Annotated in this window: 2 protein-coding genes (1 of these 2 running past the window's edge); both read left to right on the plus strand. The window is 68.0% G+C overall.

Features of this window, described 5'->3' with window-relative positions; all coding sequences use genetic code 11:
- The first annotated feature begins 2 nt into the window (after positions 1–2).
- On the plus strand, positions 3–6551 hold the full coding sequence (locus F8M74_RS08015; protein WP_141253010.1) for a beta-ketoacyl synthase N-terminal-like domain-containing protein: 6549 nt from the start codon (positions 3–5) through the stop codon (positions 6549–6551).
- On the plus strand, positions 6538–24935 hold the 5' portion of the coding sequence (locus F8M74_RS08020) for a non-ribosomal peptide synthetase (protein WP_141253009.1). Its footprint extends 8554 nt past the window's final position; 18398 of the gene's 26952 nt are visible here — the first part of the coding sequence; the start codon lies at positions 6538–6540; its stop codon lies off the right edge, out of view. Before F8M74_RS08015 ends, F8M74_RS08020 begins: the two co-directional genes overlap by 14 nt.

Consider the following 24935-nt stretch of genomic DNA (forward strand, 5'->3'; position numbering starts at 1 on the left):
CCATGGACGCGAAACGTCGACAGTTGCTCGCGGCAGTGGAGGCGCATCGGCGGCAGGCGCCTCCCGCGGTCCGCGCGGAGCCCGCGACGGCGGCGCAGCCCGTGGCCATCGTGGGGTTGTCCGGCTACCTGCCTGGCTGCATGTCGGTCGAGGCGTTCTGGCGGGCCTTGGACCGCGACCAGCCGCTGCTCCAGGAGATTCCTCGCGCGCGGTTCGACATCGACGCTCACTTCGACCCCGAAGGCAGCGACCCGAGCAAGAGCCACAGCGGATGGGGTGGCTTCATCCCGCGCATCGAGGACTTCGACCCGGAGTTCTTCGGCGTCTCGCACGGCGAGGCCGCTCGCATGGACCCCCGGCAGCGCCTGCTGCTGATGTCGGCGTACAACACCTTCGAGAACGCGGGGTACGCCCCGGCGACGCTGCGGGAGAGCCGCACCGGCGTCTTCGTCGCCGTCGAGGACAACGAGTACCTGGCGCATCTCCAGTCCGCTGGAGTGGAGATGGCGGACCCCTTCGGCCATGCCCCGAGCATGGTCGCCAGCCGCCTGTCGTACTTCTTCGACCTGCGAGGCCCGAGCGAGGTCATCAACACGATGTGCTCCGGAGCGGCGGTGGCTCTCCACCGCGCCGTGGTGGCGCTGCGAAACGGCGAGGTCGAGCAGGCGTTGGTCGGTGCGGCGAACCTGCTTTTGCGTCCGGAGCTCTTCGTGTCGCTGTCCCGGCTGGGACAGTTGAGTCGAGGCAAGGAGGTCTGGTCCTTTGGTGAGTGCGCCTCCGGCTATCTGCGCGCGGAAGGCGTGGCCAGCGTCCTGCTCAAGCCGCTTGACCGCGCCGAACGGGATGGCGACGCCATCTACGCCGTCATCCGGAACAGCGCGGTCGCTTTCAACGGGCGGGGCGGCACGTCCATCGCGTCTCCCAGCGCGGCCAGCCATGCGGCGCTGATCCAGGAGTGCTACCAGACGGCGGGCGTTGACGCGCGCGCCGTGGAGTACATCGAGGCGCAGGGGATGGGCACCCCCGTGGCGGACATCGCCGAGTGGGATGCCTGCAACAGGGCGCTGCGGGAACTCGCGCAGCGGCAGGGTGTCTCGTTGGAGGCGGGGCAGTGTCGCATCAGCACGCTCAAACCGATGATGGGGCACATGCACTCGGCATCTGCGCTGGGGGCGTTGTTCAAGGTCATCCGCAGCCTGGAGACCGACACGGTTCGCGGAATCATCGGGTTCGATCAGCCGAATCGGTTCCTTGACCAGGATGCGCAGCCCTGCCGTCTGGCGCGTGAGAGTTCCGCGTGGCGACGGAAGGGTCAGCCTCGATTGGCTGGTGTGCATTCGTACGGGTCCGGAGGCGTCAACGCCCACCTGCTCATCGAGGAGTATCTGCCTCGGCGTGACGCGCGACCACCGGAGGGCCATGGACCGCAGGTGGTGCCGCTGTCGGCGGGAGCGCCGGACCTGCTCCCCGGGATGGCCCGGAGCCTGCGACAGGCGCTGGATGCGCAGCCTTCGGGTTCGGTGCACGCCGTGGCTCGGACTCTCCAGCAGGGACGCGATGCCCTCCGATTCCGAGTGGCCTTCGTGGCTGAGTCGGTCGCGGACCTCCAGGCTCAACTACAGGCATATGAAGAAGGCCGACACTCCTCCACGGCCTTGGAAGGTATCGCGGAGCCCGGGGTAGAGGACCGTCCGAATGGGGAGGGCGACACCGAACCGCGCAGCGCGGCGCAACGATGGGTGCAGGGCGGGGCGGTGCGGTGGAGTCGTTCGGGCGGAGCAGACGCGTTCGAGCGGATGCGTCTCCCCGGCTATCCCTTCGCGCTCCGGCGCTGCTGGGTTGAAGGCCGCGATACCGCGGCACCGGTCCATGCGTCCACGGGCGTCCTGTTCCAGCTGAAGCGCATGAACGGCGAGCGGCACCAGGTGCGTGTGTCGTTCGACGGTGGCGAGTTCTTGTTCCGGGACCACCAGGTCGCGACGACACCGATACTTCCAGGCGCTGCGTACCTGGAGCTGGCTCGCGCGGCGGCGGTGGCGTGCGACTTCACCCGTCCTTCTGAACTCACGGACGTCGTCTGGCAGCATCCGCTCCGCGAAGACGCACGCGGGGACGTGCGCGTCGTGTTCTCCGAGGCAGGGACGGGGCAGGCCAGCTTCCAGGTCGTGTCCCAAAGCCACGGAACCGTGGGCGGGGAGACGGTCCATGTCCGTGGTCAGCTGGCGTCCTCATCCCATCCTCGCGAGGCGCCCCGACGGTTGCCCGAACTGGAGGGGCGATGCCCGGAGCGCCTGGACGGGGATGCCGCGTACCAGTGGCTGACACAGGCAGGGCTGGAGTACGGCCCTGGCTTCCGGGGCATCCAGCACTGCCGGTTCGGAGAGGGAGAGGTCGTCGCGACAGTGGTGTTGCCGGCCGGCGCCGACGCTGGGAACAACGTTGTCCTGCATCCGTCGTTGCTGGACTCCGCGCTGCAGACCTGCGTCCTGTTGCAGCTCGCGCGACGGCGGCGTGATGAGCGCATGCCGGAGGTCGCTTCCGCGCCAGCAATCGTTCCCTTCTCACTGAGCCGCGTCACGGTCCACCGCGCGCTTCCTCGCATGATGGTCGTGCATAGCCGGTTCGTTCCTGCCGGATCGGAGTCGGCACCCTCGTTCGACACGGTGCTGCTTACTGAGGACGGCGAAGCCCTCGTGACCCTCCAGGGAGTTTGCTTCCGCCCCAGCCCCCAGGCCGCGAAGGAGGCCGGACGCATCGAGGCCGAGCAGTATGTGTGGCGTGAACGCGAAGTGGACGCCACTGCGAATGGCGCCCTGGATCCGGTTCACCGCATCTCCCTGCGGCTCGGTCGTGACCTCGACATCCCAGGGAGCGAAACGCTTTCCGTCGACGGCTTGAATCCGGCGGAGGTCCTGCTGCGTGCCATGGACGCCGTCCTTCAGCGGCTGCGTGCGCTGGAGCACTCGGGACCCCGGGCGCCTTGCCGGGTCGAAATCTGGTGTGACCGCGGTAGTCCTGCCGCGGTCTGTGAAGGCCTCTGGAGCTTTCTCCAGTCGCTGCAGTTGGAGCACCGCAACGTCGAGGGGCAGGTGGTGCGGCTCGACGATGTCGGTGGGCGGCACTGGGTCGAGGAAGTCGTTGAACGGGAGCGGCGGCAGGGCCGGGGCGATTCCGCCGTGACCTATCGTGATCGGAAGCGGTTCGTCCGTACCGCGGTTCGCGTTCCCTGGCCCGTGCCTGCTTCCCGGCCGGAGCTACTGGCCCAGGGCCGGAAGACCTACGGTGTCGTGGGTGGTGGCGCGCTGGGACTCGCGCTGGCGCACTGGTTGGTCGAGCAGTGTGATGCCGACGTCATCATCGCCAGCCGCTCTGGACGGCCGCTCAGTGCAGGCCCGCAGGCATCGTCCCGGCTGCGCTGGTGCAAGCTCGATGTGACGGATCCTCGCGACGTCGAGCAAGCGGTGGAGGAGTGGGCGCGGGAAGCACGGCTGGAAGGTCTCTTCTTCACGGCGGGGCACGTCGAGCCCGGGCCCGCGTTGGCGAAGACGGACCGTGAACTTCGCCGCACGCTGGCACCCAAGTGCCTGGGCGCGCTCAACCTGCTCGAACAGTGTCACCGTCTCCCGTGCCGGTTCGTCGCGCTGTTCTCGTCCCAGGCGAGCAGGGGGGAGTACCAGCACAGTGACTACGCCGCCGCGAATGGCTTCCTGAACGGGCTGGCGGACGGCTTCGGGGCGGAAGGGGCGCCGCGGTTCACGAATCGCCTGGGCGAGCCCCTGTCCGTGATCTCGCTGAGCTGGCCTCAGTGGCGCGATGGCAGCATGCGTCTCTCCCGCGAACTCTCGGAGTTGCTCGCCTCTTCGCAAGGCCTCATCCCCATGCCCAACCAGGTGGGGTTCACGGCACTGCGCGAGGTCGTCCGCAGTGGCATGCGCCATGTCGCCATCCAGTATCGCCTGTCGGAGCAGCCTCGGAAGGAGGCGGTTGTTCCGGCCCAGGCGGTCGATGCTGACGCTCGGGCGAAGGCGGAGCAGACGGTCAGGGACGTCGTGGGAAGCTACCTGGGCCAGCCCGCGCATGCGCTGGACATGGAGGCGGAGCTGTCGGCCCTGGGCGTGACCTCCCTGGCCATCGTGGAGTTGGGCCTGGCCCTCCATCGGCGGCACGGCATCCGGGTGCAGCCCGCGCGCTTCTTCCAGTACACGACGCCATCGCAACTCCGGGACTTCGTCGCCCAGGAATTGTCGAAGCGTGCGTCGCCTGCTCACGCTCAAGTCGCTGCGCCGGAGTCACGCGCCCGTGCGGCCCCTCGCGAGCGCACCGAGCCCATCGCGGTCGTGGGCATCCATGCGCGCTTCCCAGGCGCCGAGGATGTCGATGTGTTCTGGCGCAACATCGTCGAGGGCAAGCGCTGCCTCTCCGAGGTACCCGCGTCGCGGCAGGAGGCGCTCCTGGCACTGGCAGGAGACGGCTCGGATGTGACGCGGCCTCGGTGGGGAGGCTTCATCGAGGGGGTCGACGAGTTCGACCCACGGTTCTTCTCCATCTCGCCGCAAGAGGCCGAGCTGATGGACCCCCAGCAGCGCCTGCTGCTGGCCTCTGTCTGGTTGGCCTTGGAGAACGGGGGCCTCATCCCGGAGCAGTTCGCCCGGACCTCCACGGGCGTCTTCGTGGCCGCCGCGCCAGGGGAGTACCCGCGCGTCGTCTCCATTCCCGCGAGCCATCCGTTGGGCACGACCGCCGTCACGGCGTCCATTGCTCCCAACCGCATCTCCCACGTCTTCAACTTCAAGGGGCCCAGCGAGTACTGCGACACCGCCTGTTCGTCGGCGCTGACGGCGGTCCACCGGGCATGCCAGGCGATTCGCTCCGGTGAGTGCGAGCAGGCCGTGGTGAGCGCCATCAACCTGCTCCTGTCGCCGACGACCTTCACCGGCTTCGAGGCCATGGAGTACCTGAGCGTCGACGGTTCATGCCGCCCCTTCCAGCCCGAGGCTCGCGGCTTCGTTCGCAGTGAAGGGGTAGGGACGCTCGTCCTCAAGCCTCTGTCGCGGGCGGTGGCTGACGGAGACATCATCTACGGCCTGGTGCGTGGCAGTGGCGTTGCGCATGGCGGCCGGGGACTTTCGCTGACGGCGGTCAACCCTCTGGGCATGAAGGACGCGATTGTCTCCGCGTACCGCGCCGCGGGCGTGAGCGCGCGGACTGTCTCCTACGTGGAGGCGCACGGCGTCGGAGCGCCTCTAGCGGATGGCGCGGAAGTGGAAGCCATCAAGGCTGCGTTTCGCGAGGTTGATGAGCGCGCGCGCGACGGCGATCCTCACGTCTGCCACTTGAGCAGCCTGAAGCCCTGCATCGGTCATGGAGAGCTGGTCTCGGGCATGGCGGCGTTGATCAAAGCGCTCATGGCACTCCGCCATGCAGTGCTCCCGGGCCTGCCGGGCTTCACGCAGTGGCACGAGGACATCTCAGTGGCGGACTCGCCCTTGAAGGTGTCGTCGGACAGCCAGCCGTGGCGGACGCTGGCAGGCGCTGAGCCGTCCCCGCGTCGCGCCGGCGTCAACAGCTTCGGGTTCGGCGGGGTGAATGCGCACGTCCTCTTGGAGTCGTTCGCCGCGGACACGCGGCTGGCGGGGGGCCGCGAGGGGCCGCGGTTGTTCGTGTTCTCGGCCCGGACAGCGGACCGATTGCAGGAGGTGGCGCGGCGGCTCTCGTCCTTCCTGGCGTCCAACAGCGACATCGTCATGGCAGACCTCGCCTACACCCTGCAGACCGGACGTCACGCCTTCAGCTGCCGGTTGGCCGTGGTCGCTCGCGACCGGAACGAGCTGGCCGCCGCACTGAGCACGTACCTGGCCTCGCCGGAGCGGACGTCGTGGGCCGGTACCCCCATCCATGTGGGCGAGGTGGATGGCTCGACTCGACTGGGGAAGTTCCTGTCGGAGGCCGCGGGAGCGTCACTGGCGGAGTCACTGCTCGCTGAGCGGGGGCTGGAGCGGCTCGCTGAGTACTGGGTGCTGGGGGGCCACGTCCCGTGGGCGCGGCTGCACGAGGGGGCGGACGTCAAACGCATCCCGTTGCCGACGTATCCCTTTGCCAGGGAGCGGTATTGGCTCGCGTCTGGCGGCGCCGATTCGCAGGCGAGTGCCCATGAGGTCCCGCTGTCGCCGAAGAGCCGCGGCGTGGAGGCCATCTCGGAGGCGATTCGCGAGCAGCTCTCCTTGGCGCTGAGCGTGCCTCGGGCGCAGCTGGGCGACAACGTCAACGCGAGAGACCTGGGGGCGGACTCCATCACGATGATGCGGCTGGCGCAGGTGCTGGCACGAACCCTGGGCGTCGACGTGCGGCTCCGTGACCTGGTCGACCGGTCGACCATCGCGGCGATTGCAGCCCATGTCGCGACGTTGGTGCGCGGGCGCGAGCCGAGAGTGGAAGACGCGGTGTCCACGGCGCCACCTGTTCAGGACGCCCTGGACATGCTCAAGGAAGGGCTTCTGTCCATCGAGGACGTCGCGGCCCGGCTGGAGAACGACGCTCATGACAACGCGTGAGGTTCTGGCCGCCTTCGTGGAAGGCAGGCTGTCCAAGGCCGAGGCACGGCGGCGGCTTGCCGCACTGCGGGCGGCGAGCATCCGGTTGCCGCTCAGCGAAGGCCAGAAAGGCCTCTGGGCGATGCAGCGGGCCCGTCCCGAATCGTCGGCCTACAACGTGCCGCTCGCCTACCGCCTGCGCGGCAAGGTCGACCCGGCGAGGCTGACCCGGGCCTGGGAAGGGCTGCTCGAACGGTATCCGCTGCTCGCTGGCGCGATTCGCGTCGAAGGCACGGAGCCGGTCATCGTCCCCAGTGGGCAGGTCTCCGCCGAGGTCCACGAGGTTCCATCGGTTTCCGATTCAGCACTGGTGGCGACCCTGCGCACCTCCGCGAAGGTGCCATTCGATCTCGCCCGTGGACCGCTCGCTCGGCTGCACCTGTACTCGCGGTCGGAGCACGAGCATGTCCTGCTGCTGTGCTTCCACCACCTGGTGCTCGATGGCGCCTCCGTGGCGCCCTTGCTCGACGCCCTCCGGGATCGTTACGCCGGGCCCGAGGCGAAGACGGGGCTGCTCGAGGTTCCGCTCGTCGCTCCTTACCGCGCCGCCGTGGAGTGGGAGCAACTCGCCATTGGAGGGGATGAGGGACGGCGCCACCTCGACTACTGGCGGCAGGTGTTGGCCACGCCCGTTCCTCCGCCGTTGAATCTTCCAACGGACCGGCCTCGCTCCGCCACGGGGCTGGACGCGGAGGGAGCAACGCACTCGCAGAGGGTGCCCACCGAGCAAGCATTGCGACTGCGCGAGTTCGCTCGGGCACAGCAAGTGAGCCTGCCGACCGTCCTGCTCGGGCTCTACTACGCCTTGCTTCATCGGCACACGCGCCAGGACGACGTGGTGGTCGGCATCCCCACCATGGGGCGGCCCCGGGCGGAACTGGCGACGGCGATTGGGTACTTCGTCAACGTGATGGCCGTGCGCGCGCGGGGCCTGGGGCAGCACTCGTTCGGCTCGCTGCTGCGCCACCTCCACGACTCGGTCATCGATGGCCTGGAGCATGCCCACTATCCCTTCCCGCGAGTGGTGAAGGACCTCCGGCTGTCGAATGGGCCCGAGGAGGCGCCTGGCTTCCAGACGATGTTCACCTTCCAGAGCCTGCAACTGACGAGCGCTCCGCCAAGGCCGGAGTCCAGGTCGGGCGGGCTGCCGGAGCTTGAGCCGCTCGACTGCGTCCATCAGGAAGGCGCCTACCCGCTGGAGCTTGAAGTGGTGGAGGGCGCCAAGGGCCTCACGCTGCATTTCAAGTACGACGCGCGGCTGTACGAGGCGGACACGGTCGAACGGATGGCGCGTCAGTTGTTGCGCGCCGCGGACCAGGTCGCGGATGGGGTGGAGTCTCCGCTGAGCGCACTGTCGTGGCTCGACGACGAAGAGCGCCACACGCTCCTTCGCGACTGGAATGCCACGGCTACGCCGTTCCCCGAGGACTTGGGCGTTCACGAGCTCTTCCAGCGGCAGGCCCGGGAGACCCCGGACGCCACGGCTGTGAGCTACGAGGGGCACTCGCTCAGCTATCAGGCGCTGGATACGCGGAGCCGCGAGATTGCGGCGCACCTGAAGAGCCTCGGCGTCAAGCCTGGGGCGCTCGTGGGCATCTGCCTGGACCGGTCCGCGGAGCTGGTGGCGGCGATGCTGGGTGTGCTGTCCGCTGGCGCGGCCTACGTACCCCTGGACCCTGTGCACCCCGAGGACCGGCTGCGGTACATGCTGGAGGACAGTGGCGTGGTGGTCGTGCTGGCCCGTCAGGCCTCGCGGGACAAGGTCGCCGCCATTGCCGGAGCCTCCTGCAAGGTGTGCGTGCTGGAGGACGTCAAGGCTGGAGCCACGTCCGCGCCGGCGGGAACCTCACCGAACGGACTTGCCTACGTCATCTACACGTCCGGGAGCACGGGCCGGCCCAAGGGCGTGATGATTCCCCATCGCGGGGTGGTCAACTTCCTCCTGTGCATGCGCAGGACGCTGGGCCTGAAGCGCACGGATTCGCTGTTGGCGGTCACGACGTACTGCTTCGACATCGCGGTGCTCGAGCTCCTGCTTCCGCTGTGTGCGGGGGCGCAGGTCATCATCGCGTCGGCGGAGACGGTTCGGGATGCGCAGGCGTTGAAGCGGGCGCTGTGCACCCATCGGCCCACGTTGATGCAGGCGACGCCCGCGACCTGGACGCTTTTGTTCCAGTCCGGCTGGGAGAACGCCGAGCGGGTTCGAATCCTCTGCGGTGGAGAAGCGCTGCCGGAGTCGCTCAAGGCCCACTTCGTGCGCACCGCGAGCGACGTGTGGAACATGTTCGGGCCCACCGAGACGACCATCTGGTCGACGATGGCGAAGGTCTCTGCCTCGCGTCCGGTCACCATTGGAAAGCCGATCGACAACACGCAGGTCTACGTGCTGGACGACCGGATGCAGCCGGCGCCCATCGGTGTGCCGGGCGAACTGTGGATCGCGGGCGCGGGCGTGGCCTGTGGTTACCTCAACCGGCCGGCGCTGACCGCCGAGCGCTTCGTTTCCAATCCGTTCACGCCGGGCACGACGCTCTACCGGACGGGGGACCTGGCGCGCTGGCGCGCTGACGGTGAGGTTGAGTACCTGGGGCGGCTCGACCACCAGGTGAAGGTGCGGGGCTTCCGCATCGAGATGGGGGAGATTGAAGCGCAGCTGGCCGGGCATCCCAGCGTGAAGAACTGTGCCGTGGTGGCCAAGGAGCTGAACGGCACCTCGCAGCTCGTTGCCTACTGCCAGCCCGCGGGTGCGAGCTTCGATGAGGAAGCCATCCGCGCGCACCTGCGGAAGTTCCTCCCCGACTACATGGTCCCCGCGCACGTCGTCGCGGTGGATGCGATTCCGCTGTCGGGCAATGGCAAGGTGGACCGGGGCCAGCTGATGGCCAGGCCGGTGGTCACCCGGCGGAAGACATCCGCGGTCCATGCCCGTTCGCCCGTTGAGGCCACCCTCGTCGAGCTGTGGAAGAAGGTGCTCCAGGTCAACGAGGTGGGTGTCGAGGATCGCTTCTTCGAAGTGGGGGGTGACTCCGTGCTGGCCGCCGTGCTGGTGGAGGCGATGAACCGGCACTTCGACACGCGGCTCGCCGTCACCGACCTGTTCAAGTACGTCCATATTCGCGACATGGCGCGCCACCTGGAAGGCGCGACGGCGAAAGCCCGTCCTGGGGCCACCGAGCCGGGTCGCGAGGACACCGCGTCGGATCGTGACTACGCGGGCAGCCTGGCCATCATCGGCATCTCCTGTCAGTTGCCCGGAGCCGAGGACCACCGGCGCTTCTGGAAGAACCTGCGAGAGGGCAGGGACAGCGTGGTGGCGTACCGCCATGAGGAACTGCGCGAGCTGGGCGTGCCCGAAGAGGTCATCCGCGATTCCCGTTACGTCGCGGTCCGGTCGTCCATCGAAGACAAGGAGTGCTTCGACCCGCAGTTCTTCGGCCTGACGGCGCGGGACGCGTCCTTCATGGACCCGCAGTTCCGACTGTTGCTGATGCACGCCTGGAAGGCGGTGGAAGACGCGGCGACGACGCCCGAGCGCCTGGGCCAGTGCGGCGTCTTCATGACGGCGAGCAACAGCTTTTATCACCAGGGCTCGCCGCAATTTCCTGCGGACGGGCAGCCGGTCCTCCGCACCGCCGACGAATACGTGCTGTGGGTGCTGGCCCAGGCAGGCTCCATCCCGACGATGGTTTCCTACAAGCTCGGCTTGAAGGGGCCGAGCCTGTTTGTCCACACCAACTGCTCGTCGTCCTTGTCCGCGCTGTACGTGGCGCAGCAGGCCATCGCCGCGGGAGACTGCGAGACGGCGCTGGTGGGGGCCGCCACGGTCTTCCCTTCGGCGAACCTGGGCTATCTGCACCAGCGAGGTCTCAACTTCTCCAGCGCGGGGCGGGTCAAGGCCTTCGACGCCGCGGCGGACGGCATGATTGCCGGTGAAGGTGTCGCCGTGCTGGTGGTGAAGGACGCCGCCGCGGCGGTGCGCGATGGCGACCCCATCTACTGCCTCGTGCGGAAGGTGGGGATCAACAACGACGGCCAGGACAAGGTGGGCTTCTACGCCCCGAGCGCCACCGGGCAGGCGGACGTCATCCGGCGTCTGTTCGACCGGACCGGCATCGACCCTGCGTCGATTGGCTACGTCGAGGCCCATGGCACCGGAACCCTGCTGGGTGACCCTGTCGAGGTCTCCGCGCTGAGCGAAGCCTTCCGGACCTTCACCGACCGGCGCGGGTACTGCCGGATGGGTTCGGTGAAGTCGAACCTGGGCCACCTGGACACGGTGGCTGGACTGGCTGGGCTCATCAAGACGGCGCTGAGCCTGCGGCAGGGCGAGGTTCCTCCGACGATCCATGTGACCCAGGTGAATCCGAAGCTTGAGCTGACAGATTCGCCGTTCGTCATCGCCGACCGTTTGGCGCCGTGGCCGTCCCTGCCTGGACCGAGGCGGGCGGCCGTGAGTGCGTTCGGCCTTGGCGGGACCAATACCCACGCCATTCTTGAACACCACCCGCGCGAATCCCGCCCACGGGAGGAGAGTCAGCGATCGAACGCCGTCCGTGCGGTGGCTCCGTTCTCGGCGCGCACCTTGGAGGCGCTGAAGGACAACCTCCGCGCGCTGCTCGACTTCCTGGAGGATCCGGCGTCCGCGGAGATGGCGCTCGCGGACATCACCTACACGCTGCAGGTCGGCCGGGTGGCGATGCCTGAGCGGATGGTGGTGACTGCGTCGACGCGCGACGAATTGGTGGAGGGACTGCGGCGAGGCCTTGCGACGGTGGGCGGTGCCCACGCGGGAGCGGTGGTCGATACGTCACCCAACGTGGATGTCGATGCTCGGGCAGTTGCGGAGGCGTGGGCGAAGGGCGACTCGATTGACTGGGATGCGCTGCACGGAGACTTGAAGCCCGTCCGTGTCAGCCTGCCCACGTATCAGTTCGCGAAGGAGCGCTACGGGTTGTCGCCTGCGCACTCCGTGGCGGCATCCTCAAAGGCGCATCCTGAGGCGGGGGTCGTGCTCTTCGTTCCGACCTGGCAGCCGTGGTCGGAGGGCGCGTCGAATGCCTCGTTGACGCACCGGCACCTGGTGGTGCTGTGCGAGCCCCTTGAGGCTCTAGGGGTTGAAGGTGCCTCCACGCTGGCGAGCAAGCTCGCGGACAGGCGCATCGAAGTGGTCAGGACGTCCAGCCCAAGTGCGCGGCTGGACGCGCGGTTCATGGCGCATGCCTCGGCGGTCTTCGAACGCGTCAAGGCGCTGCTGTCGGAGCGTCTGACCGCTCCTGTGACATTGCAGGTGCTGGTGCCAGAGGAGCGGGATGCGCTGGCACTGAGTGGCCTGGGGAGCCTGCTGCGTTCGGTGTCGCAGGAGAATCCGTTGGTCCGGGGGCAGCTCATCCGCGTCCAGGGGAGCGTCTCCGCATCGGTGCTGGTGGACGTTCTGGTGAAGTCCGCGCGCGCTGGTGACGTCACCGATTCGCGGTACCACGCGGGCCAGCTTTCTCGCAGTGAGTGGCGCGAGGCACGTGTCGCCAAGGGGGACGCATCCCGCGTCTGGCGCGAAGACGGCGTCTATGTGATTTCAGGAGGAACCGGCGCCCTGGCCCGGCTGTTCGTCGCCGAAATCGGGAAGCGCGTGACGCGGGCCACCGTCATTCTGGCTGCCCGCGCATCCTCGGCGGAGGCGGTGGACGGTGGGAACGGGCTGCGCGTGCGGCACCTTCCCGTGGATGTCACCCAGCCGAACGAGGTGAACGCCTTCATCGCTACGGTGCTGCGCGAACACGGGCGCATCGACGGTGTCATCCATGCGGCGGGCATCCGCCGTGACAACTACCTGCTCAACAAGCCGGTGGCGGAAATGCAGGCGGTGCTCGCGCCCAAGGTGGCGGGGCTCGTCAACCTGGACCACGCCACCCGCGAATTGCCCCTGGATTTCTTCGTCACGTTCTCGTCCCTGGCCGCGTTTGGAAACGCCGGTCAGTCGGACTACGCGGCGGCCAATGGTTTCATGGACGGATTCGCGGAGTCCCGCGCGGCGCTCGTGAACGTCGGACAGCGGCAGGGCCGGACGATGTCCATCCGTTGGCCGCTCTGGGAGAACGGCGGGATGCAGCTCGACTCACGGAGCCGTGAGGTCTTGATGCAGCGGACGGGGATGGCCGCGCTGGGAGATGAAGCGGGGCTGGGGGCGTTCTACCGGGCGCTGGAACTGGGAGCCCCTGGTGTCGCGGTGTGGACGGGGGAGGCCCAGAAGTTTCGTGAACTCTCCGTGAGTTTTTCGCCCGCACCGCCTCCGCATCAGGTGGTGCCGGACTCCGTGGTGTCCATCACAGAGAAGGTCGAGGCGAAGCTGAAGGCGCTCTTCAGCGAGGTCACGCGATACGAAGAGCGCCGCATCGATGCCCGCCAGCCGATGGAGCGCTATGGCATCGACTCCATCATCATCACGCAGGTGAACCAGGCCCTCGAAGGGCCGTACAGCGCTCTCTCGAAGACGCTGTTCTTCGAATACCGGACGCTCGCGGAAGTCAGCGGGTATCTGGCCGAGCACCGCGCGGAAGAGAGCGCGAAGTGGGTGGCGGCACCTGGAGAGAATTCGTCTTCCGTCATCCAGGAGGCCAGGCCGCCACGTGCGGATGCGACGCAGCGGGAGCCCCGCGCCGACGAGCCCATCGCAGTCATTGGCATGAGCGGCCGTTATCCCGGGGCGGAGAACCTGACGGAGTTCTGGGAGCGCCTGAGCCGCGGTGACGACTGCATCACCGAGATTCCGCCCGAGCGCTGGGCGTTGGACGGGTTCTTCTACCCGGACAAGAAGCACGCCGCCGCGCGGGGGATGAGCTACAGCAAGTGGGGCGGCTTCCTCGGCGGCTTCGCTGACTTTGACCCGCTGTTCTTCAACATCTCGCCGCGTGAAGCGACGAGCATGGACCCGCAGGAGCGCTTGTTCCTGCAGAGCTGCTGGGAAGTCCTGGAGGACGCGGGGTACACCCGGGACAGCCTGGCCCGGCGCTTTGGCAGCGCGGTGGGCGTCTTCGCGGGAATCACGAAGACGGGCTACGAACTCTACGGCGCGGAGCTGGAAGGACGAGACGCCTCGGTCCGGCCCTATACGTCGTTTGCGTCCGTTGCCAACCGCGTCTCGTATCTGCTCGACCTGAAGGGGCCGAGCATGCCCGTGGACACCATGTGCTCGGCCTCGCTGACGGCCGTCCACATGGCTTGCGAGGCGCTGCAACGAGGCGCCTGTGTCATGGCCATCGCGGGTGGAGTGAATCTCTACGTCCACCCGTCGAGCTACGTCAGCCTGTCCGGGCAGCAGATGCTGTCGACGGACGGCCGGTGCCGCAGCTTCGGAGCAGGGGGGAACGGCTTCGTTCCCGGCGAGGGTGTTGGAGCGGTGCTTCTCAAGCCGCTGTCGAAGGCCATCGCTGACGGCGACTCCATCTACGCCGTCATCCGGTCAACCAGCGTGAACCACGGTGGGAAGACGAACGGCTACACCGTTCCCGACCCGCAGGCGCAGGCGGCGTTGATTCGCAGCGCCCTGGACAGGGCGGGACTCTCCGCGCGCGATGTGAGCTACCTGGAAGCGCACGGGACGGGGACCGAGCTTGGGGACCCGATTGAAGTCGCGGGACTCACGCAGGCGTTTCGCCGCGACACGGATGCCCGAGCGTACTGCCGCATCGGGTCACTCAAGTCGAACATCGGCCACCTGGAGGCCGCCGCGGGCATCGCGGGTCTGACCAAGGTCATTCTCCAGCTCCGCCACAAGCGATTGGTGCCCAGCCTCCATGCGGAGTCGCTCAACGCGAACATCGCCTTTGGTGAGACGCCCTTCGTGGTGCAGCGCGGCTTCGAGGACTGGGCTCGGCCTCGAGTCGAGGTTGACGGCGTGTTCTCGGAGCGGCCGCGCCTTGCCGGGGTGTCGTCGTTTGGCGCCGGTGGGGCGAATGCACACGTCCTGGTGGAGGAGTTCGAGATGGGCCCGGAGAAGACTCCCATGCGTCCGGGCACTCCGGTCCTGTTCCCACTCTCGGCGAAGAATCCCGACCGGCTGCGCGAGGTGGGCCGCCGTTTGTGCGGCTACCTGGTCCGGGCTCGGCACGTCGATGCCGAGCACCTGCGCGCCCTGGGGTACACGCTTCAGGTCGGGCGCGAAGCGATGAACGCGCGCCTGGCTTTCACGGCTCGATCGGCCGACGAAGCACGGGAGAAGCTGGAGGCCTTCCTCCGCGGGGATGCGGGCGCCGATGTCCTGCTGGGAGAGGTGGACGACGATGCCTGTGCCTTCGGCCGTGCCCGGAGCGCGGCCTCGCAAACGCTCGCGCAGCCGTTGGACGAAAGCAGGGGCCGTGAGCTGCTGGCGGCGTGGGTCCAGGGCCGGGATATCGACTGGGACGGGCTCTACGGTGGCGAGGCACCGGCGCCGCGCCGGGTGAGCCTGCCGACGTACCCGTTCGAGCGGAGGACCTACTGGCCGGCACTCAAGGGCCAGGGCGTGCGAACAGTGCCGCCGTCCGTGCTGAAGACGAAGGTGGAGTGGATCGACGCACCCGTGCCCGAGACGCTGCCCTGGCGGGAGCGGCTGCTCTCCAAGCTCGGCGGCACTGTCTGGGTCGTCTACGACGAAGAGTCCGATGCCCGGCGATTCGTGGCGCTGCTGGAGCAGGTGAGCGCGTCCGGCGGGGTGTCATCAGCGCTTCAGATCCACATGCACCGCTTCATTCGTGGTGCAGCGGTTGAGGGACCGCGCATCGACGTGGGCCACGAGGCTCGGGCGACCGTGTTCTGGTTGCTCCCGCGAGCGGTGGGGGACACGGCAGGGTGGTTGCGCGCAGCGCTGCCTGAATTCGAGCGATGGGTATCGCGGGGCGCGGGTGTCACCGTGTACTGCCTGGGCGGTGGCACGGCTGCGACGCTGGAGGGCGACATTGGTGGCCTCGATGCCGCGCTGTCGACCATGGCACGGCCCCAGGACTCGTGGCGCTGCGTGTTCATAGAGGATGACGCTCATTCACTCCCCAGCTTGCAGCGCTTCCTGCGTGAGTGGATTGTCGAAGAAGGCCGGCCAGCGCGGATCCTGGTGCGTTACACGGGTGAGCGGAGGCGGTTGCTCCAGTGGGGCGCCATGAGCTCCCAGTCGGTGGGGCAGGTTCCCGTGGTTCAAGCCATGGAACCCGTCTACCTGCTGGAGAAGGTATGGCGGCGCCAGCCTGTCTCCGTGTCGACGGCTGAGGGTTCGACCGGTTCGCGCTGGCAAGCCGGGAGCCGGGTGGTCGTCCTGGTCAACCCCGAGACGGCGCAGCTCGTTCGTGAATTGCGGCAGGCTCTGGCACCCGCGGAGGTGCGCGTCGTCACTGCCGGAGCGCTCTTCTCTCCAGAAGCGGGGCAGGCACTGGCGTCCGAGCTTCTGCGCGAAGTGGGACACGTCGATGTGGTGATCGATGTGTCTGACCTCTACGCGCAGCCCAGGAGCGTGGATGACGACAAGCTGGGCAGGGTCTCCTTCCTCCAGCGACTGATTCGCGAGTTCTCCGCACTGTCCATCCTGCATGTCACGCGGGGCCTGCAGCCGTTCGAGTGCGCCCAGCCGAGTCTGGCGGGGGCCAAGCTCGTGGGCCTCATGAAGATGCTCAGCGCGGAGTACCCCCACGTGGTCGCGAAGAGCATCGACATCGACGTCGGTGCTGAGGCGATCGTGGAACTCTTGGGCCGGGAGCTGGCGGCTCCAAGAGAACAGTCCGAGGTGTGCTACCGGCGCGGCCTTCGCTTCGCACCGCTGCTCGAAAAAAGGCGGGTGGAACGCACTGACGCGGATGGCCTGGAGCGCCAGCCGTTCGACCTGCACGCAACAGGCGTCTATGTGGTGACGGGAGGCACTCGCGGCATCGGGCTGGAGATCGCGGAGCATCTGGTCTCCCGAGGTGCGCGTCGGCTGGTGTTGATGGGTGCGACGCCGTTGCCGTCGAGGCTCGGGCCAGACGCGGGAGGTCGTTCCCCGCAGGACACGCTCAGGCTGGAGAAGCTCGCGGCGCTTGAACGCCGAGTGGACTCACTGGACATCCACATTGGCCCGCTGGACGACCGGACCGCGCTCGCTGCGCTGTTCACCAGGATCCAGCGCGAGCGAGGCCCCATCCGAGGCGTGATTCACAGCGCGGGGGCTTACTCCGACATCAAGACGCCAGCCTTCGTCGACAAGAAGGCCGCGGACATCGAACGGGTGCTCGCTCCCAAGGTTCGGGGCATCGAGTGCCTGAGCGACGTCCTCGAAGGCGCGGACCTCGACTTCTTCGTCTCGTTCTCGTCGCTGACGGGCGTGATACCGAGGCTCGCGCGGGGCCTGAGCGACTACGCGATGGCCAACGCGTTCCTGGACCACTTCACGGCCTATCAACACCAAGGCCGGAAGCGGACCTGCTACCGGACCATCACCTGGGTGGATTGGAACGAGACCGGCGCGGGCGCCCGCCTTTCACCCGAGGACAAGGCACGGCTCGACCAGGCCCTGGGCTCGCTCGGGATGCGGAGCTTCACCAACGAAGAGGGCCGTGCCCTGTTCGAGCAGTCGATGCGCCTGGGGGCGAGGAGCTGGGTGTTGCTGGCCTACCTCCATCCGGAGACGTCCTGGGCCGAGGGCAACCCTCTGCTCGCGGAGTCGCCCATGACGACCCAACGGCGCACGGTGGAGACCCCAGAGGCGGCGCCAGCAGTGGACAGCTCCGGGGTGAAGGCCGCGATTCGTGACGCGGTCTGCGAGGTCCTCCAGTTGCCAGTCGACACACTGGACGACGACCGGGCCTTCCAGCGCTATGGCCTCGACTCCATCTCGGCGGTCCAGCTCTCGGTCTGCTTGAAGCGGCGGCTCGGGAGCGATGTCTCCCCCCGCGAGTTCATCGAGCATCCCTCGGTCCGTAGCCTCTCCGAGTACCTGGGAACGCAGTTGGACGTGGCACCGCCGCTGCCCTCCGTGGTTCCCGTGCCTGAGCATGACGCGCCCGCGCCTCGTTCGCAGACACGCGGGGGCAAGGACGCTCAGGCCGTGGCCATCGTGGGCGCGGCGGGTTTCTTTCCGGGCTGCCAGTCGCTCCAGGCCTTCTGGGATGCGCTCGACGCCGAGCAGACGCTCCTGGAGGAAATCCCTCCCAACCGGTTCGACTACCGGCCTCTCTTCCCGGACAAGAGCCGGAGCAAGTGGGGCGGCTTCATTCCCGACGTCGCGTCGTTCGACCCGGGGTTCTTCAACATCCTCCCGGCCGAAGCGGAGACCCTGGACCCCCGGCAGCGCCTGCTGCTCATGGCGGTCTACCACTGCCTCGAAGACGCGGGGCAGGCCCCGGAGAAGCTCAAGGGCAGCCGCACGGGCGTCTTCGTAGGCGCGGAGGAGAATGAGTACCTGCTGCACCTGCGCGAGCAAGGCGTCGATACCGCGTCTGGCTTCGACCAGGCGGCCAGCATGGTGGCCAACCGGCTGTCGTACTTCTTCGACCTGAGCGGGCCGAGCGAGCTGGTGAATACGATGTGCTCGAGCGCTGCTGTGGCCATCCACCGCGCGGTGCTGGCGATCCGGTCGGGTGAGATTGACCGTGCCATTGTCGCCGCCGCGAACGTCATCCTGCGGCCCGATGGGTTCATCAAGCTCTCCCAATTGCAGCAGTTGAGCCCGAGCGTCCGCGTGCAGTCGTTTGGCAAGGACGCCAGCGGGCACCAACGCGCGGAGGGTGTGGCCTCCGTGCTGCTCATGCCCTTGGAGCAGGCCGAGCGTGAGGGGCACCCCATCCACGCGGTGCTGAGGGGCAGCGCGGTCAACTACAACGGTCGCTCGGGCGTATCGATTGCCGCGCCGAGCCGTCAGAGCCACAGCGAGCTGATTCAGTCTTGTTATCGCTCGGCGGGCATCGACGTGCGGGACGTCGAGTACATCGAGGCGCAGGGCATGGCCAACCCCGTCGCCGACATCGCGGAGTGGGAGGCCATCAATGACGCGCTGAAGCGGCTTGCCACGGCGCAGGGCGTGGACGTGGGGCCGGGCCACTGCCGGGTGAGCAGCCTCAAGTCGCTGACCGGCCACATGGAGTCGGCGTCGGCGCTCGGCGCGCTGTTCAAGGTCATCCACAGCTTCCGCCGCGACAAGGTCTACGGCATCGCCGGCTTCGAATCCGCCAACTCGTATCTGGAGCTCGACCGTCAGCCCGCGCGACTCGCGACCCGGACGGAGCCCTGGCGGCGCAATGGAAAGCCACGGCTGGCGGGCCTGCATTCGTTCGGCGCCGGCGGGAACAACGCGCACCTCCTCGTGGAGGAATACGTGCCCCGGCTGGAATCGCGGCCGTCCGCGGGCGGGCCGCCCTCGCGTCAGTGGCATGTCGTTCCGGTGTCGGCGAGCAGCGTGGAGCAGCGGGTCGACAGGGTCGCGCGGCTGGCGGCCACGCTCAGGGCGGAGCCGGAGTTGGACCTGGACGCCGTGGCGTTGACGCTGCAACTCGGCCGGGACGCGATGAAGCACCGCGTGGCCTTCCTGGCCGAGGACCGGACGCGGTTGCTGCATCAGCTCGATCGGTACGTCGCGGGCGAGCGCTCGGAAGGCGTCTTCGAAGGGAGCGCTGAGAAGAGCAAAGGGCAGCGGGACTCAGCTGCGCACCCCAATCTCCAGGCAAGTCAGCGGGAGGCTCAGGAGACTGCGGCCGCGTGGTGCCGGGGCGCCGTGGTCGATTGGCAATGGCCACTGGAGGCGAAGCCCCAGCGCGTGCGGCTGCCCGTCTATGCATTCAAGACGCAACGGCTCTGGGTGGATGCAGCGCCGCGGCAGCCCCGGGAGGGCACGATGCCCATTGCGGAACACCCTGCATCCAGGCCGGGGGATGACACCCGGTTCCGAGCGCGGGCCGAGTCGATGATTCGCACGACGCTCAGTCCCTTCTTGCGCGTGCCCCCGGAGCAGCTCGACCTGGAGGCGGAGTTCAGCGAGCTGGGCTTCGACTCCATCCTGGTCATCAAGCTGGCCGCCGCGCTTCGCCAGGGGCATGGCTTGGTGGTCGAGCCTGCGGCCTTCTTCGAGTACTCAACGCCCGCGCAGCTCATCCAGCACGTGAGTGACCAACTGGCGCGGGATGCGGCACCACCGTCACCGGCTTCGGACCTCCTGACTCACGGAGAGGCCACGGCTCCGCGAAACACCGAAGAGCCGATTGCCATCATCGGCCTGAGCGGGCGCTATCCCGAGGCACACGACCTGACGGCATTCTGGTCAAACCTGGCGCGCGGGGCGGACTGCATCAGCGAGCTGCCATCCGACCGCTGGCCGCTGGATGTCTTCTTCGACGCCGACAAGGACGCAGCCATCGCGAGTGGCAAGAGCTACAGCAAGTGGGGCGGGTTCCTTGAAGGCCTCTACGACTTCGATCCGCTGTTCTTCCGAATCTCTCCGCGCGAAGTGGAGATCATCCACCCGGAGTCCCGGCTGTTTCTCCAGTGTGCCTGGCACGTCGTGGAGGACGCGGGCTATACGCCGACGGCGCTGGCATCGGAGCGGGTGGGCGTGTTCGTCGGCGCATCGAAGGTGGGCGTGGCCGAGCAGCACCACACCTTCTTCACCATCCCCAACCGCGTCTCCTACGCCCTGAACTTGAAGGGGCCCAGCCTCGCCATCGACACGGCCTGTTCGTCATCGCTGGTGGCCATCCACCTGGCGTGCCAGCAGCTCCAGTCTGGTGACTGCACGCTGGCCATCGCGGGCGGGGTCAACACCTATACCCACCCCTACCACTTCGCGGACCTCTCCAAGCTGCAGATGCTGTCGACGGAAGGGCGGTCGAAGGCGTTCGGCGCGGGGGCCAATGGATTCGTGCCCGGGGAGGGCGTGGGCGCCGTGCTGCTCAAGCCCCTGGGACGCGCGCTGCGGGATGGCGACCACATCTACGGCGTCATCCGGGGCTCGGAAATCAACCACGGAGGGAAGACCAACGGGTTCACGGTGCCGAACCCACGGGCCCAGGCGGAGGTCATCACGCGGGCCCTGGCGCGAGCGAAGGTGCCTGCCCGGCACATCACCTACGTTGAGGCGCACGGCACAGGCACGGACCTGGGAGACCCCATTGAGATTCGGGGGCTGACGGAGGCCTTCGCCGCGCAGACGCCAGACCTCGCGTACTGCCGCATCGGCTCGGTGAAGACGAACATCGGGCACCTGGAGGCCGCCGCTGGCATCGCGGGGCTGTCCAAGATCCTGCTCCAGGGACAGCACCGCAAGTACGTGCCGTCCCTGCACTCGAGCACGCTGAATCCCCATATCGACTTCGGCAAGACGCCGTTCGTCGTTCAGCAAACCTGCGAGGACTGGCTGCCCTGCAACGCGCAGGGACAGTCCATCCCCCGCATTGCCTGCATCTCCTCCTTTGGCGCGGGGGGCAGCAACGCCCACCTCATCATCGAGGAGGCCCCGGCGGAAGCCATGACGCAAGACCCTCAGGCGCTCGTAGACGGGGCCGCGCTCTTTGTCCTGTCCGCCCGGACGGAGGAGCAGCTGCGCACGTATGCCGCGTCGTTCGACGCCTTCCTGGCGCAGGCGCCCGCGCTGCCACTGCAAGACCTCTGCTACACGCTCCAGGCGGGACGCGAGGCGATGGACTGCCGGCTGGTCTGCCAGGTCGGTTCCATCCGCGAACTGAGGGAGCGGCTGAGCGACTTCGCGCAGGGACGGTCCACGCCCGAGTTGCTTACGGCGAACATCCGGAAGAACCCCGAGGGTCTGGCCTCGCAGGACGGCGGCGAAGCCATGAGGACAGGCGCGCTCTCTGAGCTGGGCGCGCGGTGGGTGAAGGGCGGCCACGTCGACTGGCGGAGTCTGCACGAGGGGAAGCGCAGGCGACGCCTCAGCTTGCCCCTGTATCCGTTCGCGAAGCAGCGCTACGCGCTACCGGCCACGCCAACCGCCGTATCGGCCGTGACTCCGGCGCGCCTGCACCCGCTGTTGCACGAGAACCAGTCGACGCTGACCGGTCCGTGCTTCGTCACGCACTTCAGCGGGGACGAGCCCTTCCTCGCGGACCACGTGGTCCGGAGCCAGAAGGTGCTGCCTGGGGTCGGCTACCTCGAACTGGCGCACGAGGCGGTGCTGCGCTCATTGGAACCGGCGGAACGCGGCTCGACGGCCATCCGTCTGGAGCAGGTCGTGTGGCTGCGTCCCTTCGTCTACTCGGCGGAGAATGCGTCGCTGACCGTCCGACTGTCGCTTGAGGCCGACGAGAGCCTGTCCTTCCGGATCACCAGCACCGGCAGGTCCGGAGAGACGATGCTGCACGCCCAGGGTCGCGCGCGCCGTGGCCCGGGTGGCGTGATTGCGGAGCGCGTGGACATTCCAGGCGCGCTGGCGGGCTGCACACGAAAGGTGCTGAACGGCGAGGCGCTGTACGACGTCTTCCAGTCCATTGGCATCGATTACGGACCCGCGCACCGGGTGATTGATGAACTGGCGGTAGGGGAGAACCGGGTGGTCGCGAAGGTGTCGCTGCGTGGGACGAGCCTCGCAGACCGCGCTGCATACACGTTGCCGCCCAGCCTGCTCGATGGGGCCCTCCAGGCCACGCTGGGCCTGGCGATGGGACAGGGCGCGCTGAGAACGGCGCTTCCGTTCTCCCTGGACGCCCTGCGGATTCTCCGTCCCTGCCCAGACAAGGCCTGGGTGGTGGTCGAGCGTGAACCGCGAGGCGGAGCGAATGGCCCCATCGTGTGCGCGATACGCATCACCGGCGAGGCCGGCGAGCCGTGTGTCGTGATCGAAGGCTTCAACGCGCGGCCCATCGATGGCACAACGGCGCAGGCGCCCGCGGACGAGCAGGCGACGCTGCTTTGGTCCCCGGAGCGTGTGCGCGAGCCAGCACCGGAAAGCCCAGCGCCGTCCTTCGACCATCACCTGGTGCTCACCTGCGGCATGTCGGGGCTGACGGCTTCGGACGTCGAGCGCGCGGTTCGGGACGGCCGTGGCTCCACGTCGGTCTCTTGCCGCGAGCTGCAATCCCGTCAGGAGCGGCTGGACCTGCGTTACCTCGACTTCGCCCGCCAGACGCTTGAACGCCTGCGCGAGACGTTGGCCGGGATGAAGGGCAAGCTGCTGGTCCAGCTGGCCTACGCGGGAGCGGACAAGGTCGTCGCGGGCCTCGGCGGCATGTTGAAGTCGGCGGCGCTTGAGAATACGCGGCTGAGTTGCCAGAGCATCGGTTTCGACGGTCCGGTGTCGGCGGAGCAGTTGGCGAAGGCCTTGCTGGAGAACGCCCGGACGCCCGGGGAGCGTGAGGTCGACTACGAAGGCGCCTCGCGGTTCGTCACTCGTTGGCATGAGCGCTCCCGTCTCCCGGTGGCGTGCGAGGCGGACACGGCCGGAGCGGTACCCTGGCGGGCCGGGGGCGTCTACGTCATCACGGGTGGTGGTGGCGGTGTGGCTCGGCTGATGGCCCAGGAGATTGTCCGGCGGTGTGAGCGGCCGACACTGGTCCTGGTGGGGCGCTCGGACGCGAAGGAATCGCTGCTCGCCGCGTTTCGTGAGTGGGAGGCGTCCGGTGCGCGGGTGCGGTACTTCGTCGCGGACGTTGTCGACATGGCTCGGATGGCGGAGGTGGTCGCGGAAGTCTGCCGGGAGTTCGGAACGGTCCACGGCGTCATCCACACGGCCGGCGTCATCGAGGACAACCTGCTCGCCCGGAAGTCCGAGGCGGAGTTGGTCCGGGTGTTCGCGCCCAAGGTCAGCGGACTGGTGGTGCTCGACGAGGCAACGCGAGGCCTGTCCCTCGATTTCTTCGTGGCGTTCTCTTCAATTGCAGGCGCCCTGGGGAACGCGGGGCAGGCGGACTATGCGGCTGCCAACGCGTTCATGGACGCGTACATGGTGCACCGCCAGACGCAGGTGGCCGCTGGCCACCGGAGCGGCGTGAGCCGGGCCCTCAACTGGCCGTTCTGGCGCGACGGCGGCATGCGCATGGACGCGGCGACGGAAGAGGCCATGACGCTGGGCACGGGGATGGTGCCCATGCCGACGGGGACCGCCATGACGGCGCTCTACCGGGTGCTGACCGGGAGCGCGTCGCGGGTCCTGGTCACGGTGGGGCGGGTCGAGTCGATTCGGAAGTTGGTGGGCCAGGAGCCCGTGTCGCGTCGCGAGCAAGCCCCTGAGACCCCGAACGCGGGAGACCTGCAAGCGCGCGTCGAGGCGGTGTTGCTGGAGGGCGTGTCAGCGCTGCTCAAGGTGCCGCGCGAGGAGTTGGACGCCGACACCAAGCTCAGTGACTACGGCTTCGACTCCATCACCTTCACGGAGTTTGCCAACCTCCTCAATCGACAGCTTTCGCTGGGCTTGTCTCCGGTCATCTTCTTCGAGTTCACCACCGCGAATGCGCTCGCGGGGTACCTGTGTGAGAGCCACGGCCCGCGGTTGCTGGCCCAACTGGGCGCGGAGGCCGTTGCGTTCGAGCCTGCTTCACCGCCGACGGCCCCCATGCCGGTCGAGCCTGTAAGGAGCGAGGAACGGGCCGCGCCCGCGCAACCGCGCGCGAGAGAGCCCATCGCCGTGATTGGCATGGCGGGGCGCTTCCCCAGTGCGGATGACCTCGATGCGTTCTGGGGGAACCTCGTCGCCGGGAAGGACTGCATCCGAGAGGTGCCGAGCTCGCGATGGGATTGGCGGGCCTATGACGGTGACCCCATCCGCGAACCGAACAAGACGGACGTGAAGTGGGGCGGCTTCATCGACGGCATCGACGAGTTCGACCCCGCGTTCTTCGGCATCTCTCCACGCGAGGCCCGGCTCATCGACCCACAGCAGCGGCTGCTGATGATGTACGCGTGGAAGGCCATTGAGGACGCGGGTTATGCGCCGTCAAGCCTCGCGGGTTCGAACACGGCCATCTACGTCGGGACGGGCCATTTCGGCTACGGCGACCTCATCAAGGAAGCCGGCATCCCCATCGAGGGCTACACGTCCGCGGGCCTGGTGCCGTCGATGGGGCCCAACCGGCTCAGCTATCTGCTCGACCTTCACGGGCCCAGCGAGCCGGTGGAGACGGCCTGCTCCAGCTCGTTGGTGGCCCTGCACCGCGCGATGACGTCACTGGGGGACGGCACGTGTGACCTGGCCATCGTGGGTGGCGTCAACACCATCGTCACGCCGGACGGGCACATCTGCTTCAGCAAGGCCGGCATGTTGAGCCGGGATGGCCGCTGCAAGACCTTCTCCGACCGGGCGGACGGCTACGGCCGGGGCGAAGGGGCCGGCTTCGTGGTCCTCAAGACGCTCAGCCGAGCGGAGGCGGACGGGGACACGATTCATGGCCTCATCCTGGGGAGCGCGGAGAATCA

Origin of the sequence: Myxococcus sp. CA023, assembly GCF_010998615.1 — a bacterium.
Classification (GTDB): domain Bacteria; phylum Myxococcota; class Myxococcia; order Myxococcales; family Myxococcaceae; genus Myxococcus.

Excerpts from the sequence above, each read along its gene's own strand:
- F8M74_RS08015 (WP_141253010.1), top strand. The coding sequence starts at position 3 with ATGGACGCGAAACGTCGACAGTTGCTCGCGGCAGTGGAGGCGCATCGG.